Genomic DNA, 16541 nt, shown 5'->3' with positions numbered 1-16541 from the left:
CCAGCCGGAGCGTTCCCGCTCAGCGCCCCGCGAGCAGCATCGCCCGCACCACGGGACCCGCCGTGTCCCCGCCGTGCCCGGCCGCCTGCACCACGGCCGCCGCGGCCATGTCGCCGCGGTACGCGGTGAACCAGCCGTTGGGCTTCTTCTGGCCGTCGACCTCCGCGGAGCCGGTCTTCGCGCCGGAGTCCGGGCCGAGTCCCCGCATCGGCTTGGCCGCGGTCCCGGACACACCGGTGAAGTGCATCAGGTCACGCAGGTCGGAGACGGTCCTTGCGGACATCTTGCGCGGGGCGGTGGCGAGTTCGCGGTCGTCGAGGTCCGGCGAGACCAGGTAGGGCTGGCGGAAGATGCCGGACTCGACGGTGGCCGCGACCGACGCCATGTTCAGGGGGTTCATCCGCACCCCGCCCTGGCCGATCAGCGAGGCCGCCATCTGTGCGTGCGACTGCACGGGCACGGCACCGTCGAACGTGGGCACGCCGACGGACCAGTTGTCGCGGCCGAGGCCGAACACGTCCTGGGCCTGCCGGGTCAGGTCGTCGTTCTTCAGCTTCTTCGCCTGCGTGATGAAGGCCGTGTTGCAGGACCGCGCGAAGCTCGTCCGGAACGTGCCGCCCTTGATCTTGAACTTGTTGTCGTTCTGGAACTTCCAGCCGCCGTACGTCTCGTACTTCGGGCAGGGGTGCTTCTTGTCGACGCTCGCCAGGTCCTTCTCCAGGAGCATCGACGCCGTGATGACCTTCATGGTCGAGCCCGGCGCGAGGGAGCCCTGCATGGCCGTGTTGAAGCCGCTCGGGTTGGAGTTGGCGACGGCCAGGATCTCGCCGGTGGACGGCTTGACCACCACGACCGAGGCCTGCTTGCGCTTCGCCGTCTCCTTCTCCGCCGCCGCCTGGACGCGCGCGCTGATCGTCGTCTCCAGCGTGCCGGGGGTGCCGGGGGAGAGGTCGAGCAGCGTCTTGTCGGGAGTGTCCTTGGCGTCGTTCTTCTTCGCCGAGGAGTCCTTGCCGTCCCCGTCCTGCTCCGGTTCAGCGCGCACCACCCGCAGCTCCACGCCCGCCCTGCCGCCCGCCTTCTTGCCGAACTTCTCCCGCAGACCGTCGAGGACCGTGCCGAGTGAGGGATACTTCGCGGCGGTCAGCGGGGAGCCGCTCCGGTCCACGGCCTTGATCGGCGGGACGCCCGCCGCGCCGGTCACCAGGCGGTCACCAGGCCGCAGTTCGGGATGGAGCACGGTCGGCTGCCAGGACACGAGGGCCCGGCCGTCGGCCGCCCGGCGTACCACGGTCAGGGCGGTCTCGTACGCGTACGGCTTCTTCTTTCCCCCGTACGAGACCGTGGCCGCGGCCTTGAACGGCACTTTCGCGCCCTTGGCCGCGGCCTGCTCGACGGGCTTCAGCCGGACCTCGGAGATCCTGGCCTCCTTGCGGTAGGCGGTGAGCGCGGCCCGCGCCGCCTTCCGGTCGTCGGTGAGGGCCGCGGCCCCGGCCGTGTCGCCCTTCTCCCACGCGGCGAGGAACGCCCGTGCGGTGGTACGCACTTCGGCGGCCGTCGGCGGGCCCGTCGCCACCGACTTCTCGTCGCCCCCGCGGCCGCTCCCGCCGTCGCCCACCACGGCGTACGCGGCGACCCCCACACCGCACACGATCGCCACCGCCGCGCCGCCGAGCACCACCGGGTGCACCTTCTTCTCACGCTCGGTGGCGCGTCTTCTCTTGCCCACAGACCCTCCGCTTTTCCCTTCGCCCCCGCCGCACCTCACTCACCGGAAGCCCAACCTAGCGGCACCCACACCGACCGACGACCACGGCACCCGTCCGCCGGACGTCCGCGTACCCCCGGCGCGCCCGGTCACCCGCCCGCGCGCAGCACGGCCGCCACGATCGGCCCCGCCGTGTCACCGCCGTGCCCGCCCTCCTGCGCCATCGCTGCCGCCGCCACGTCCCCGCGGTAGCCGGCGAACCAGCTATTGGGCCTCGCCTGGCCGTCGACCTCGGCCGATCCGGTCTTCGCGCCGATGTCACCGCCGAGCCCCGCCATCGCCCGCGCGCCGGTGCCCGACACCGCGGTCCGCCGCATCATCTGCCGCAACTGGGCCGCCGTGTCCGCGGACAGGCCCCGCGCGGTGGCCGGTCCGCCGTCGATGAGGGACTTCGGTACGAGGACGGGCTGGCGGAAGGAGCCCGTCCGCGCCGTCGCCGTCACCGACGCCAGGTTCAGGGGGTTCAGTTGCACCTGGCCCTGCCCGATCGCGTTGGCGGCGCGGTCGGGCCCCGCGGACGCGGGCACCGAACCGTCCGCCGATGTGATGCCGGTACGCCAGTCGTCCCTGCCGAGCCCGAAGCGCTCCCGCGCCTCCTCGGTCAACGAGGCGTCCGTGAGCGGCGCTTCGTCGACGAGCTTCACGAACGCGGTGTTGCAGGACCGCGCGAAGCTGTCCGCGAGGGTCGCGTCCGCGTTCGGCGCCATGCCCCGCAGATTGTGGAACGTCTGGCTCTGCCAGGTCGCCTCCCGCGGGCACGGCGCTGGCCCCGACGCCTTGGCGACGCCCTTGTCGATGAGCATCGCCGCCGTCACGATCTTCATCGTCGAGCCGGGCGCCAGCTTGCCCTCGAAGGCCGCGTTGAAGCCGTCCGCACGGTGGTTGGCGACCGCGAGCACCTCGCCCGTGCTCGGCCTGACCGCGACCACCGACGACTCGGCGTACCTGGCCACCGCCCGCTCCGCGGCCCGCTGCGCCGACGCGTCCAGGGTCGTCGGCAGCTTGCCCGGGCGCCCCTTCGCGAGCGTGCGCAGCGTCCTGGTGCCCGCGCCCTCCCCGGCACGCCTGATGTACAGCTCGGTCCCCGGCCTTCCGCCCGCCTGCTCGCCGTACTTCGACCGCAACTGGTCGAGGACCGGAGCGAGCGACGGGTACTTCGCGGCGCTCAGGACCGTGCCGTGCCGGTCGACGGCCCTGATCGGCGGCGTCGTGGCCTCGCCGGTCTCCAGGGTGTCCCCGCGCCGCAGCAGCGGGTGCAGCACGCCCGGCCGCCAGTCGACGAGGGCCCGTCCGGTGCGGACACCGCGTACGACGTCGAGGGCCGACTCGTACCGCAGCGGCTTGCTCCTCCCCTCGTACGTCACCGTGGCGCGGACCGTGAACGGCACCCGCGTCCCGCTGATCCGGCCCGCCGTCAGCCGCACCTCGCGGATGGAGGCGTCCTCGCGGTAGCCGGTCAGGGCGGGGGCGGCCGCCGCGGCGTTGTCGGTCCACGCCGCGGCGCCGTCCGCGTCGCCCTTCGCCCAGGCCGTGAGGAACCTCGCCGCGGTCTCGCGGACCTCGGCGCGCGACGGCGGCCCCGTCGGGCGCGCGCCGTCCCCCGACGCGGACGGGCCGCCGTCCTCGTTCAGCACATGCACCACGTTGTACGCGCCGTATCCGGCGCCCCCCACCATGACGGCGAACACCCCGCCGACAAGAGCAGCCTTGGCTCCCCTGCGCATCGAGCGCTCCCTCCCCAGGAATGCCCCAACTTTATGGGGCGGGTGGGAAGCAAGGGCTCGAAGTGTCGTATTCAGACCCAGGTATGGCGTAGGCGGACCGATTTCAGACCCAGGTGTCCAGCCACATCCGCGACCGCCAGGAATCGATCGGGATCGCCTGCCCGGTATAGATCGGCCAGAAGCAGATGAGATTCCGAGCGATCGGGGCCATTGCGGCCCCGACCTGGCCGGGAACCCTGCAACGCGAACCGCTGCCCCCTGTGGGCCGCAGTCGGGCCGTGATCTTGGGGACAAGCAGTGGGAGCGGCGCCCTGCGCTCCTCGCCGCCCTTGGGCGGTGCGAACACGTGCTTCCCGCGGATGCGCTTGAGCTGGTGTGTGACGTGCGCTCACCCGTCGACGTAGTCGAGTTCGTCATCCGAGAGCCCGAAGATTTCACCTGGACGCGGGCCACATCCCGCGTCCGGGTCCGCGGTGGCCTGAACCCGCTTGGGCAGCGCCGACCGCACGTCAAAGACCCGAGCAGTTGTCCATGGGGCGACGCGCGGCTTGGCGGGCTTCGGCAGGCGGACAGTGCGGGCGCGGCACGGGTTCTTCGGAAGGAGCCCGTCCTCCGCGGCTGCATGCAGCGCGGCCGACACCATGCCGACGATGACGCGGCTGCTCGACTCGGCAGGCACGGTGCCTTCAAGCGCGCTCCGTCGGTAACGGGCGCGAACACGTCCCCGTCGGATACGCCGCCTTGGAGGCATGGATCCGTTGACCGACCCGCTCCGCCACGTGTCCCGCGACGATCTCATGCGGCGAGTCGACCATGCCGACCATGGGCTGATAGGTGACGACGTGTTCCACGGTCTTCGGGCGCCGGCCCGACTCCTCCACGACCTCCCGAAGCGCTGTTGCTTCGGCGGCTTCGCCCTCGTCCATGATGCCGCCCGGCAGCTCTCAACCCCACTGCCGGGCGGCTGATCAACCGCCATGCACTGATAACGCTTCAAGCTATGTTGGCAAGTTACGCAAACTGAGGACGGAGTAGATCCTCCGCTCGCGTCCCCCGGCAGAGCGAACTTTAGTTACTTCAACTTCCGCTTCAACTCGTTTATTGAAGTGCCGCTCCAGATGCGACGTCAGTTCTTCGTCGGTGCTCGCACGAATGCGCTCCCCGCTATCTGCCCGGATTTCCACATTGCCGTGGAATGAGCTAGCGGATCCCAGCCATCCTGTTACGGTCACTGTTTCCGGCTGAGTGAATTCACTGTGCTCGCAGAGGTAATGCACTCTCTGGACGCCGGCCGGGCTCCATTGACTTAGTCTGGTCTGCCCGCCTTGGGAATGCCAGGAAGCCCTGAGGCCCACACCGGCATCGGTAAGCCCAGCAGTCAGCGCGCCAATATGCTTCATGGCTCGCTGGCCGAGTGGAACGAGCTGCTCGGCAAGGAGTTCGTTGGACTGACCAGCACCCTCGGAGAGGTCCACGATGTCCAGCACAGTGTCCACGGCGTCATCGAGGACAGTCCGCAAGTCGCCAAAGTACTCAGCGAAGAGGCTGTCCTCCTCTACGTCGACCGGTGGCCCGTAGATGACGACGCCAAAAGACGAAGGGAAGGTTGCCGCAGCGCTCAATGTCGTCGCTTCACGAATATCGCGAGGGATGGAGGCGGAGCTAGTTGGCCGCCCAGTGAGTGACTGCGCCACAGCGGAGACCGACTCCTGGAGGTTAGTCAGGAACGGGCCAAGGGTGGACACCTGGATGATGTGCTCATCCGTTGGAGCCCCAGTCAGTGCTAGATCCAGACGTCGCCGTCCTGCATCCCCTGGAGGCAAGCCTACAGATTCAAGAAGTCGACTACGCTGAACTGCAGCAAATTCGGACGGTGTGGTTGGGGCGGGACGATCCCCGTGAGCACTACTATTCCGGACCGCCTTCATCCATTGCCGCAATGCGTCTTTGTCGGATGGGTCGGGCCTCGGCAAGCGTGGATTCATGAGAGTACCTCCACGTAGCCTCGGCGCAGCCCAGTAGGAGTACCGTCCGTAGAAGGGATCCGGGTGCGTTGCCACAATTCGTCGTAGAGGCCGATATCTCTGAACGACTCACTTGTGCCCTGAGTGAAGAGGCTGGGCATCATCTCGGAGACTGGCATCTCTTCGGGCAGGCGGAGCAGGTGCGCGTCTACACGCATGCCTTGCTCCACACACCAGCCCCGCAGCGTCAGGTCACTGAGGTCGGCGAGCGTCTCACGGTCCAGTCGGTCGTACGCCCGGGCCCGCAGCAGGTACGTCACGTCCACATCGCCCGGGTCCGTCTTGTCGCTGACGAAGCTGCCTCCCACCCACATGCGTGTGATCTCCCCTGCTAGTGCCTCGACCATCATCCGGTGGTCTGCCCATTCTTCCCAGATTTCTTGCCGTGTCGCAGAGCCTGTGGATAGTACGAGCGCCGCGTGCAGCTCATCGAGGGATGCCGCGTAGCGGCCTGGCGGCAGGAGGCCCGTCACCGGATCAAGCTCGGGCATGCAGTTCAAGATGCGCGTCCCCCTCATTCTTGATCGGCTTGACGATGCTAGCTGCGGTGTCTGTCACAGTCAGTCGAGTCACCCGATCCCGTTACGTCTTGGGCCACGGGAAGCCGGTAGCGGTCAGCTTTGGGCGGGACTCGGACGGCGTTCGCCCGGCTAGACCCAGGTGTCCAGCCACATCCGCGACCGCCAGGAATCGATCGGGATCGCCTGTCCGGTATAGATCGGCCAGAAGTAAATGAAATTCCAGAAGATCAGCAGGACCAGGACGCCCGCGGCCGCGGCTCCCGCCACCCGGCGCCGTTCCGAGGAACCCGGCGGTCCCAGAATGGCGCCGAGCAGCATCGCGAGCCCCAGGCACAGGAACGGCACGAAGACCACGGCGTAGAAGTAGAAGATCGTCCGTTCCTGGTACATGAACCACGGCAGATAGCCCGCCGCGATGCCGCACACGATGGCGCCGGCCCGCCAGTCCCTGCGGAAGAACCATCGCCACAGGACGTACAGGAGTGCCGCCGCGGCCGCCCACCACAGCAGGGGTGTGCCGAGGGCGAGGACCTCGCGGGCGCACTTCTCCTTGGTGTCGGCGGGACAGCCGTCCCGGCCCGGCATCGGTGACTCGTAGAAGTACGAGACGGGGCGGCCGTCGACGATCCAGCTCCACGGGTTGGACTGGTAGGTGTGCGGCGACGACAGGCCCACGTGGAAGTCGTAGACCTTGTTCTCGTAGTGCCACAGGGAGCGCAGCCAGTCCGGCAGCCAGGGCCAGTCGGTGTGCTTGCCCGCGGTCGCCGCCCAGTCGCGGTAGTAGCCGCCGCTGCCGTCGCTCGGCGAGAGGATCCAGCCGAGCCAGGACAGCAGATAGGTGCCGAACGCGACCGGCACCGTCGTCACGAACGCGGGCAGCACGTCCCGCTTCAGGGCCGCCGTGTACGGCCGGTCCGCCCCGGCGACGCGGCGCGCGCCCGCGTCCCACAACACGGTCATCAGACAGAAGAAGACCATGATGTACAGGCCGTTCCACTTCGTGGCGAAGGCCAGGCCGAGACAGACCCCGGCCGCCCACCGCCAGGGCCGCCACCCCAGGCGCAGCGTCTGCGCCACATACGCGTCCGGGCGCGTGACCCCGTCCTCGTCCACCGGCAGCGCCGCCGCGAGTCGCGCCCGCGCCCGGTCCCGGTCGACGAGGAGGCAGCCGAACGCCGCGAGCACGAAGAACATCAGGACCTGGTCGAGCAGCGCGGTGCGGCTCATCACGAAGTGCAGGCCGTCCACCGTGAGCAGGGCGCCCGCGAGGCAGCCGAGGAACGTGGAGCGGAAGAGCCGCCGCCCGATCCGGCACAGCATCAGGACCGACAGCGTGCCGAGCACGGCCGTCATGAACCGCCAGCCGAACGGGTCGAAGCCGAACAGCCACTCGCCGACGCCGATCACGTACTTGCCGACCGGCGGATGCACCACGTACGCCGGATCCGTGGGCAGCGCGATCCCGCTGCCCTGCTCGATGACCGCGTCGTTGACCTTGTCGGGCCAGCTCAGCTCATAGCCCTTGTGGATGAGCGCCCAGGCGTCCTTGGCGTAGTACGTCTCGTCGAATATCACGGCCTTCGGGCTGCCGAGATTCCAGAACCGCAGCAGCCCCGCCACCAGGGCGACACCCAGCGGCCCGAGCCAGCCCGACCACCGCACCAGCCACTGGGACGCGTCCCTCGGCACCCCGAGCGCCGCCCAGATCCGGCTGCCGGGCTCGGCGTAGGGCGGGACGAGCCGCGTCCGCACATCCTCTCTGGGCCGTGCCGCGTAGCCGAAGCGGCGCAGCCGGTGCTGCCACGACGACGGTGGTGGCTCCTCGGCTGCCTGGCCCTCGCGGGTGTCCGGGGAAGACGCGGTACTGGTCACCGCGCCATCGTAGGGAACCGGGCTGTGACAGTCCCGCGCCCGGCCCCTGCGAGGATGGATCCGTGACAGGAAGCGCAGATTCAGTCGTGAGCACGTCATCGGCCGCCGACGGCCCGGGGTCGGCGGGCGTCCTCGTCCTCGCGGGCACGCCCATCGGCGACGTCACGGACGCCCCGCCGCGGCTCGCCGCCGAACTGGCGGGCGCCGATGTCGTCGCCGCCGAGGACACCCGCAGGCTGCGCCGCCTCACGCAGGCGCTCGGCGTGCAGGTGGGCGGCCGGGTCGTGTCGTACTTCGAGGGCAACGAGTCGGCGCGCACGCCGGAGCTCGTCGAGGCGCTCGCGGGCGGGGCCCGGGTGCTCCTGGTGACGGACGCGGGCATGCCGTCGGTGTCCGACCCCGGCTACCGCCTGGTGGCGGCCGCCGTCGAGCGCGACATCAAGGTCACCGCCGTGCCGGGGCCCTCCGCGGTGCTCACCGCTCTCGCCCTCTCGGGCCTGCCCGTGGACCGCTTCTGCTTCGAGGGGTTCCTGCCGCGCAAGGCGGGCGAGCGTCTTTCGCGGCTGCGCGAGGTGGCCGACGAGCGGCGCACGCTCGTGTACTTCGAGGCCCCGCACCGCCTGGACGACACGCTCGCCGCGATGGCGGAGGCGTTCGGCGCCGGACGCAGGGCCGCGGTGTGCAGGGAGCTGACCAAGACGTACGAGGAGGTCCGCAGGGGCCCGCTGAAGGAACTCGCCGAGTGGGCGGCCGACGGTGTGCGCGGCGAGATCACCGTGGTGGTCGAGGGTGCCCCGGAGAAGAGCCCCGACGACATCGGGCCCGAGGAGCTTGTGCGCAGGGTGCGGGTGCGCGAGGAGGCGGGGGAGCGCCGCAAGGAGGCCATCGCGGCGGTGGCGGCCGAGGTGGGGCTGCCCAAGCGCGCGGTCTTCGACGCGGTGGTGGCGGCGAAGAACGCCGACCGCGGGGCCTGACGCGGCGCACAGCCCGGCGCACGGGCAAAGACACCGGCGCGCGGGCGCTTCGCGCGCCCATCAATAGGCAAAGGACTATCGTAAAAGGCAAAGTGCGGGCCGCGCACCAGACCGCTTTTCTATGGAAATGCCAAATCGGTTCCAACAGTCGACAGGTCTGATGCGCTCGCTCCGGGAAAGGCGTCCACTGGGTGCGGGGACGCACCCGTCCCACGCCGCCGCTCCGGGGAAGGAAAGACCCCGGCCGACGGCGCTTGTCCAGCGGACAAGAGGAGCCGGCATGAGTGAGACAGCGGACACCGGTCACCGCGGTACGGCGGTCGGCGTCGCCCACGAGTCCTACGCCTTCGCCTGCATGCGGTGCGGGCACGGCTGGGAGGAGTCGTACGACATAGAGCACCACACCGACGCCAAGGGCCAGGAGTTCGTGACCTATCTGGCGCACGGCCTCCGGGTGCCGTCACCGCTGACCCGGCCCACCTGCCTGAACTGCGGCGGGCACGTCGTACGGATCATGCGCGCGGGCCAGGTGTCCTCGGTGCGCTCGGCGCTGGAGTCCCTGCACCGGCGCCCGGCGGCCACGGGGACCACATCGGGCGCCACCGCGGCCGCCGCGGCCACACCGGACGGCGGCGCCCCACGCCCCGCCCACCACTGGCACCTGTCCGACCTGCTGCACCCCTTCCGCCGGGCGGGCTGAGCGGGGCGGGCCGAGCGGGGTGGGCCGAGCGGCAGGGCCCCCGGCCGCTGTGAGGAACCCCGGCCGCTGCGAGGAGCACCGGCCCCTTCGTAGGATCGGGGCATGCCTGCCGACACCACGCCGCCCCCGGCACCCGCACCGCTGCGGGTGCCGGCCGCCGACTCCCACACCCACCTCGACATGCAGTCGGGCACCGTCGATGAGGCCCTCGCGCAGGCCGCCGCGGTGGGCGTGACCACCGTCGTCCAGGTCGGCTGCGACGTCGCCGGATCGCGCTGGGCCGCCGGGACCGCGGCCGCGCACGCCGCCGTGCACGCGGCCGTCGCCCTGCACCCCAACGAGGCGCCGCGGATCGTGCACGGCGACCCCGACGGCTGGTCACGGCAGGGCGCGCGCCCCGCGGGGGGTGAGACCGCCCTCGACGAGGCACTCGCCGAGATCGACGCGCTGGCCGCGCTGCCGCACGTCAAGGGCGTCGGCGAGACCGGACTCGACTACTTCCGCACCGGACCCGAGGGCAAGGCGGCGCAGGAGCGCTCCTTCCGCGCGCACGTCGAGATGGCCAAACGGCACGGCAAGGCCCTGGTCATCCACGACCGGGAGGCCCACGAGGATGTGCTACGCGTCCTGAAGGAGGAGGGCGCGCCCGAGCGCACCGTCTTCCACTGCTACTCCGGCGACGCCGCTATGGCCCAAGTCTGCGCGGAGGCGGGCTACTTCATGTCCTTCGCGGGCAACGTCACCTTCAAGAACGCGGCGCCGCTGCGCGCCGCGCTCGCCGTCGCCCCGCTGGAGCTCGTCCTCGTCGAGACCGACGCGCCCTTCCTGACCCCCGCCCCGTACCGCGGACGGCCCAACGCCCCCTATCTCATTCCGGTCACGCTGCGCGCGATGGCCGAGGTGCGGGGCATCGATGAGGACGCCATGGCCGCGGCGATCTCCGCGAACACCGCCCGCGCTTTTGATTACTGATCGATAACGACTGAAGCCGTTCCAGACCTGACAGCTTGGGTCAGAACGGCGACACTGCGTATCCGTGCTGCTTTGGAGAGTGACGACGCCTCCGCTAGGTTCTGCAAGCCGATCTGCATTTGGCTTGTCAGTGGTCACTTGTGAGCTGGAGCGTCGTGAGCAAACCGCACTACGAGACGTATGAGCAGCCGCAGTACGACCCGTACGGCGCCGCGGACGCCGCGTACGACCCGTACAGGGCCGCGTACGGGTACGACACCGTGGGCGCCGCGGACGGGGCCGCGACGCAGGTGTTCACCGCCGACGAGTTCGGCGGGGCCGAGCGGCACGACAGGACCGGGGGAATCGCGGGCAGCTCGACGCCGACGCAGGCGTTCGCGGCGGGGGCGGTGGACGAGCTCCCGACCCGGGTGTTCACGCCGGACGCGTTCCCGCCCGGGACGTTCACGCCCGACCCGGGTGACGGGTCCTCGCCCGAGGCGTCGCTGCCGCAGCCCCGGCAGGGCGGCGGGGGGCGTGCCGACGGGCGGGCCGGGGCCCGGCGCGCCGGGCGGCGCAGACGGGGCGGGGAGCGGCCCGAGGGGCTGCGCCGCCTCGTCCCGCAGGCACTCGTCGTGGCCTTCCTGGCCGGTGGCACCTCCGCCTTCGTCGCCAACGACAAGGCCGTACAGCTCAGCGTCGACGGCAAGTCCCGCACCCTGCACACCTTCGCCGACGACGTCGGTGAACTCCTCGCCGACGAGGGCGTGGACGTCGGCGCGCACGACATCGTCGCCCCCGCCACGGCGACCGCCCTGGCCAGCGGCGACGAGATCGCCGTCCGCTACGGGCGCCCCGTCCAGCTCACCCTGGACGGGCAGCGCCGCAATGTGTGGACTACCGCGCGCACGGTGGACGGCGCGCTCCGGCAGCTCGGGGTGCGGGCCGAGGGCGCGTATCTGTCGGCCTCGCGCAGCAAGCGCATCGCCCGCGACGGCCTCGACCTCGACGTCCGCACCGAACGCACGGTCACGATCATGGCGGACGGGCGGTCGCGCACCATCCGCACGAACGCGGCGACGGTCGGGGAGGCCGTGGAGGAGTCCGGGGTGACCCTGCGCGGCTCCGACACCACCTCCGTGCCCGCGGCCGGCTTCCCGCGCGACGGGCAGACCGTCACCGTCATGCGGATCTCCGACCGCGAGGAGGTGCGGGAAGAGCTTATTCCGTACGCCGTGCACCGGTCCGACGACGCCTCGCTGCCGCGCGGCACGGAGGTGGTGACACAGGCGGGGCGGGAAGGGGCGCGGCGGATCACGTACTCGGTACGCGTCGTCAACGGCGTGCGGGGGCGGCCGAAGCGGCTCAAGAGCGAGGTGGTGCGGGAGCCGCAGCCGCGGATCGTGAAGGTCGGCACGAAGGTCAAGCCCACCGCCGTCTCCGGCGCCGAGGGCCTGAACTGGGGCGCCCTCGCCGCGTGCGAGTCCGGTGGCCGCCCCGGAGCCGTGGACGCCTCCGGCACCTACGGCGGCCTCTACCAGTTCGACACGCGTACGTGGCAGGCCCTCGGCGGCACCGGACGCCCCCAGGACGCCTCCGCCGCCGAACAGACCCTCCGCGCGAAGAAGCTGTACGCCCAGCGGGGCGCAAGCCCCTGGCCCCACTGCGGCCGCCGCCTCTGACGCCCCCAGGGGTGCGCGTTCCCCTCCGGGGTTCTTCTCCCACCCGCCCACCCGTTCACCCGGCGGAGCACGTTTCCAGCCGGAGCCCACGCCACCGCCACCCGGGTGTACGGGCACTCCGCGCTTCCGGTGCCACACCGGCCGTCCGGCGTCCGACGGCAGATACCGGTATCTCAGTCCGCCCGGCGTCCAGGGTGCGGAGTATCCAGCCCGTCCGGCGTTTGAGGACGAGGCCCGCAGGGCCGGTGGGTTGACGCGCGCCGGCACGTCCGGGGCGGAGAATTCCAGCCCGTCCGGCGTTTGAGGACAAGGCCCGGAGGGCCGACAGGGGGGAGAGGGGCGCAGCCCCAGGCAGGGGCGGGTGGACGGGGAAGAGCCCTCCGGCGCCCAGCCGGGGGGAAGGAGTGCGGCGCACCCAGGGCTACCCTGGGGCGGTGACCACCGAGTACGGCCCCCTCCTCGGCCCCGCCGACATCCGCGACCTAGCCGCAACCCTCGGCGTACGCCCGACCAAGCAGCGCGGCCAGAACTTCGTCATCGACGCGAACACCGTCCGCCGCATCGTCCGCACCGCGGAAGTCGGCCCGGACGACGTCGTCGTCGAGGTCGGCCCCGGCCTCGGCTCGCTGACCCTGGCCCTCCTGGAGACCGCCGCCCACGTCACCGCCGTGGAGATCGACGACGTACTCGCGAGCGCGCTCCCGGCGACGGTCGAGGCCCGCCTGCCGGCGAAGAAGTCGTCCTTCGACCTGGTCCACAGCGACGCGATGCTCGTGACGGAACTCCCGGGCCCCGCCCCGACGGCCCTGGTCGCCAACCTCCCGTACAACGTCGCCGTACCCGTCCTGCTGCACATGCTGGCCACCTTCCCCACCATCGAGCGCACGCTGGTGATGGTGCAGGCGGAGGTCGCCGACCGGCTCGCCGCCGCCCCCGGCTCGAAGGTCTACGGCGTCCCGTCGGTGAAGGCGAACTGGTACGCGGAGGTCAAGCGGGCGGGCGCGATCGGGCGCAATGTCTTCTGGCCGGCGCCGAACGTCGACTCGGGCCTGGTGTCGCTGGTGCGCCGTGCCGAGCCCCCGAAGACCACCGCGTCCAGGCGGGAGGTGTTCGCGGTCGTCGACGCGGCGTTCGCACAGCGCAGGAAGACGCTGCGGGCCGCCCTCGCGGGCTGGGCGGGCTCCGCCGCGGCGGCCGAGGCGGCCCTGGTCGCCGCGGGCGTCTCACCGCAGGCCCGGGGCGAGGCCCTGACGGTGGCGGAGTTCGCGCGCATCGCGGAGAACAAGCAGCCCGCGCCGGGCGCCACCGCCGCGAGCGAGCAGCCCGCGCCGGGCGCCACCGCCGCGAACAAGCAGCCCACCGCCGCGAGCGAGCAGCCCGCCCCCGGAGCCACCCCCGACACCGAGGAACCCGGTAAGTGACCGGCCCGCGCAGCGTCACCGTACGCGTCCCCGCCAAGGTCAATGTCCAGCTCGCCGTCGGCGCGGCCAGGGCCGACGGGTTCCACGACCTGGCCAACGTCTTCCTGGCCGTCGGCCTGTACGACGAGGTCACGGCGACCCCGGCGGACGAGCTGCGGATCACCTGCGCAGGCCCCGGCGCGGATCAGGTCCCCCTCGACCGCACGAACCTGGCGGCACGCGCCGCGGAGGCACTCGCCGCCCGGTACGGCCGCGGCGCCGACGTGCACCTGCACATCGCCAAGGACATCCCCGTGGCGGGCGGCATGGCGGGCGGCAGCGCGGACGCCGCGGGCGCCCTGCTGGCCTGCGACGCGCTCTGGGGCACCGGCGCCGGCCGCGACGAACTCCTCGGCATCTGCGCGGAGCTGGGCAGCGACGTGCCGTTCAGCCTGGTCGGCGGCGCGGCACTCGGCACCGGCCGTGGCGAGCGACTGACGGAGCTGACGGTCGGGGGCACCTTCCACTGGGTCTTCGCCGTGGCCGACGGCGGCCTGTCCACCCCGGCCGTCTACCGCGAGTTCGACCGCCTGACCCCGAAGGCCCCCGCCCCGGAGGCGTCCGAGCCCCTGCTCGCGGCCCTGCGCACCGGCGACGCCACCGCCCTCGCGGCCACCCTCGCCAACGACCTCCAGCCCGCCGCGCTGTCCCTCTTCCCCTCCCTCGCCGACACCCTGAGAACCGGCACGGCAGCGGGTGCCCTGGGGGCCGTCGTCTCCGGCTCGGGACCCACGACCGCCTTCCTCACCAAGGACGCCGAGTCCGCCGCACACGTCGCCGAGACCCTGCGCGCCTCCGGCACCTGCCGCACCGCCCGCGTCGCCGAGGCCCCCGCCCCCGGCGCGACGGTGACCGAGGCGCACGCCTAGCGCAGCCGGCGCGCACGCTCGGCGCGGGCAGCGCACGCCCGCGACGGACGCCCGCCGCACAAGGCCCAGGGGCCCGACTACGCTGGACGATCGATCGCATTCCGTCGTCAGGAGAGAAATGGCCGTCAACCTGGTCAATGTCGAGGCAGTCAGCAAGGTGTACGGCACCCGCGCGCTGCTCGACGGTGTCTCGCTCGGTGTGTCCGAGGGGGACAGGATCGGCGTGGTCGGGCGCAACGGTGACGGGAAGACGACCCTCATCCGCATGCTCGCCAAGCTGGAGGAGGCCGACACCGGGCGCGTCACGCACAGCGGCGGGCTGCGCCTCGAGGTCCTCACGCAGCACGACTCCCTGGACCCGGAAGCCACCGTGCGGCACGAGGTCATCGGTGACCTCGCCGACCACGAGTGGGCGGGCAACGCCAAGATCCGGGACGTGCTCACCGGGCTGTTCGGCGGCCTCGACCTGCCCGGCTTCGAGCAGGGCCTCGACACCGTCATCGGGCCGCTGTCCGGCGGCGAGCGGCGCCGCATCGCCCTCGCGAAGCTGTTGATCGCCGAGCAGGACCTGATCGTGCTCGACGAGCCGACCAACCACCTGGACGTCGAGGGCATCTCGTGGCTGGCACGGCACCTGCGCGAGCGCCGCTCCGCCCTCGTCTGCGTCACCCACGACCGGTGGTTCCTCGACCAGGTGTGCACGCGCATGTGGGACGTGCAGAAGGGCTCGGTCTTCGAGTACGAGGGCGGGTACTCCGACTACGTCTTCGCGCGCGCCGAGCGCGAGCGGATCGCCGCCACCGAGGAGACCAAGCGGCAGAACCTGGTCCGCAAGGAACTGGCGTGGCTGCGCCGCGGCGCCCCCGCCCGCACCTCCAAGCCCCGCTTCCGCGTCGAGGCCGCCAACGCGCTGATCCAGGACGTGCCGCCGCCCCGGGACACCAGCGAGCTGATGAAGTTCGCCACCACCCGGCTCGGCAGGACGGTCTTCGACCTGGAGGACGTGAGCGTCCAGGCCGGACCCAAGCTGCTGCTCAAGCACCTGACCTGGCAGCTCGGCCCCGGCGACCGCGTCGGCCTGGTCGGGGTGAACGGCGCGGGCAAGACCTCCCTGCTGCGCGCCATGGCGGACGCCGCCCGCAGCGAAGGTGAGCGGCAGCCCGCGGCGGGCCGGATCGTCGTCGGTAAGACGGTCAAGCTCGCCTACCTCTCGCAGGAGGTCGCCGAGCTCGACCCGGCGCTGCGGGTCCTGGAAGCCGTGCAGCAGGTGCGCGAGCGCGTCGACCTCGGCAAGGGCCGGGAGATGACCGCCGGGCAACTGTGCGAGACGTTCGGGTTCGGCAAGGAGAAGCAGTGGACGCCGGTCGGGGACCTGTCCGGCGGTGAGCGGCGGCGGCTGCAACTCCTGCGCCTGCTCATGGACGAGCCGAACGTCCTCTTCCTCGACGAGCCCACCAACGACCTCGACATCGAGACGCTGACGCAGTTGGAGGACGTCCTCGACAACTGGCCGGGATCCATGGTCGTCATCTCCCACGACCGGTTCTTCGTCGAGCGCACCACCGACCGGGTGCTCGCGCTCATGGGCGACGCGACGATGCGGATGCTGCCGCGCGGCATCGACGAGTACCTGGAGCGCAGGCGCCGGATGACGGAGGCCGCCGTCCCCGCCGCGCCCGCGCCCGCCCCGGCCGGAGCGAAGGCGGTGTCCGCGGCGGACGCCCGCGCGGCGAAGAAGGAATTGCAGAAGATCGAACGGCAGCTCGACAAGATCTCCGAGAAGGAGACCACCCTCCACGCACAGATCGCCGATAACGCCACAGACTTTGAAAAGGTGGCGAAATTGGACGCGGGGCTGCGCGAACTCGTCGCCGAGCGCGAAGAGTTGGAAATGCGTTGGCTGGAACTCGCGGAGGACGCGTGAGTATCCCGTAACAGACGCATTACAGGCCGGTCCTCCCTTGGGAACAGGGGCGGGACCGGCCCCGAACATGGCCGG

Annotated in this window: 13 protein-coding genes and 1 pseudogene; 7 read left to right on the top strand and 7 right to left on the bottom strand. The window is 71.4% G+C overall.

The genetic code is table 11. The features are described 5' to 3' along the window. Positions 1 to 19 precede the first annotated feature (19 nt). From IG78_RS0111070 to IG78_RS0111045, 7 genes and pseudogenes are all read right to left on the bottom strand, one after another. Positions 20 to 1726 carry a penicillin-binding transpeptidase domain-containing protein gene (locus tag IG78_RS0111070; protein ID WP_030561725.1) on the bottom strand — a complete coding sequence of 569 codons (1707 nt, stop codon included), beginning with the start codon at positions 1724 to 1726 and terminating at the stop codon, positions 20 to 22. Positions 1727 to 1854: 128 nt separating this feature from the next. After that, positions 1855 to 3489, bottom strand: coding sequence for a penicillin-binding transpeptidase domain-containing protein (locus IG78_RS0111065; RefSeq protein WP_030561723.1), 1635 nt, complete (start codon positions 3487 to 3489; stop codon positions 1855 to 1857). Positions 3490 to 3877: 388 nt separating this feature from the next. After that, the gene (locus IG78_RS49110; RefSeq protein WP_031128749.1) at positions 3878 to 4168 is read right to left on the bottom strand and encodes a hypothetical protein; all 291 of its coding nucleotides are present in this window, start codon (positions 4166 to 4168) and stop codon (positions 3878 to 3880) included. A 52-nt stretch (positions 4169 to 4220) separates the two neighbouring features. Then, positions 4221 to 4433 (bottom strand): annotated as a pseudogene (locus IG78_RS41930) (NUDIX domain-containing protein); the annotation flags it as partial. A 54-nt stretch (positions 4434 to 4487) separates the two neighbouring features. Then, entirely contained in the window at positions 4488 to 5183 is a 696-nt protein-coding gene (locus tag IG78_RS45570) for a hypothetical protein (RefSeq protein WP_078965067.1), read from the bottom strand. 287 nt (positions 5184 to 5470) lie between these two features. Continuing rightward, positions 5471 to 6004: a DUF6932 family protein gene (locus IG78_RS0111050; protein WP_030561719.1), complete on the bottom strand. Its 534-nt coding sequence runs from the start codon at positions 6002 to 6004 to the stop codon at positions 5471 to 5473. 159 nt (positions 6005 to 6163) lie between these two features. Further along, positions 6164 to 7906: a dolichyl-phosphate-mannose--protein mannosyltransferase gene (locus IG78_RS0111045; RefSeq protein ID WP_030561717.1), complete on the bottom strand. Its 1743-nt coding sequence runs from the start codon at positions 7904 to 7906 to the stop codon at positions 6164 to 6166. Positions 7907 to 7992: 86 nt separating this feature from the next. Here IG78_RS0111045 and rsmI point away from each other — a divergent pair, with 86 nt between their 5' ends. The 7 genes from rsmI to IG78_RS0111010 all read left to right on the top strand — a co-directional run bounded on the left by rsmI (position 7993) and on the right by IG78_RS0111010 (position 16466). Next, the gene (gene rsmI / locus IG78_RS0111040) at positions 7993 to 8880 is read left to right on the top strand and encodes a 16S rRNA (cytidine(1402)-2'-O)-methyltransferase (protein WP_051852528.1); all 888 of its coding nucleotides are present in this window, start codon (positions 7993 to 7995) and stop codon (positions 8878 to 8880) included. 280 nt (positions 8881 to 9160) lie between these two features. Then, on the top strand, positions 9161 to 9580 hold the full coding sequence (locus IG78_RS0111035; protein ID WP_030561713.1) for a hypothetical protein: 420 nt from the start codon (positions 9161 to 9163) through the stop codon (positions 9578 to 9580). A 102-nt stretch (positions 9581 to 9682) separates the two neighbouring features. Then, positions 9683 to 10552 carry a TatD family hydrolase gene (locus IG78_RS0111030; protein WP_030561711.1) on the top strand — a complete coding sequence of 290 codons (870 nt, stop codon included), beginning with the start codon at positions 9683 to 9685 and terminating at the stop codon, positions 10550 to 10552. 155 nt (positions 10553 to 10707) lie between these two features. Next, complete coding sequence (locus tag IG78_RS0111025; protein ID WP_030561709.1) at positions 10708 to 12213, top strand: resuscitation-promoting factor; 1506 nt, start codon at positions 10708 to 10710, stop codon at positions 12211 to 12213. A gap of 434 nt (positions 12214 to 12647) precedes the next feature. Continuing rightward, positions 12648 to 13634, top strand: coding sequence for a 16S rRNA (adenine(1518)-N(6)/adenine(1519)-N(6))-dimethyltransferase RsmA (rsmA, locus tag IG78_RS0111020; protein ID WP_078965045.1), 987 nt, complete (start codon positions 12648 to 12650; stop codon positions 13632 to 13634). Beyond that, a complete protein-coding gene (locus tag IG78_RS0111015; protein WP_030561705.1) occupies positions 13631 to 14542 on the top strand; it encodes a 4-(cytidine 5'-diphospho)-2-C-methyl-D-erythritol kinase in 912 nt (303 codons plus the stop codon). The genes rsmA and IG78_RS0111015 overlap by 4 nt, the downstream gene beginning before the upstream one ends. Positions 14543 to 14660: 118 nt before the next feature. Then, on the top strand, positions 14661 to 16466 hold the full coding sequence (locus IG78_RS0111010) for an ABC-F family ATP-binding cassette domain-containing protein (protein ID WP_030561703.1): 1806 nt from the start codon (positions 14661 to 14663) through the stop codon (positions 16464 to 16466). Positions 16467 to 16541 lie beyond the last annotated feature (75 nt).

It is taken from the genome of Streptomyces aureocirculatus, assembly GCF_000720475.1.
Lineage (GTDB): Bacteria > Actinomycetota > Actinomycetes > Streptomycetales > Streptomycetaceae > Streptomyces > Streptomyces aureocirculatus.
The sequence above is the reverse complement of the archived record's forward strand: the minus strand, read 5'-3'. Positions and strand labels throughout refer to the sequence as shown.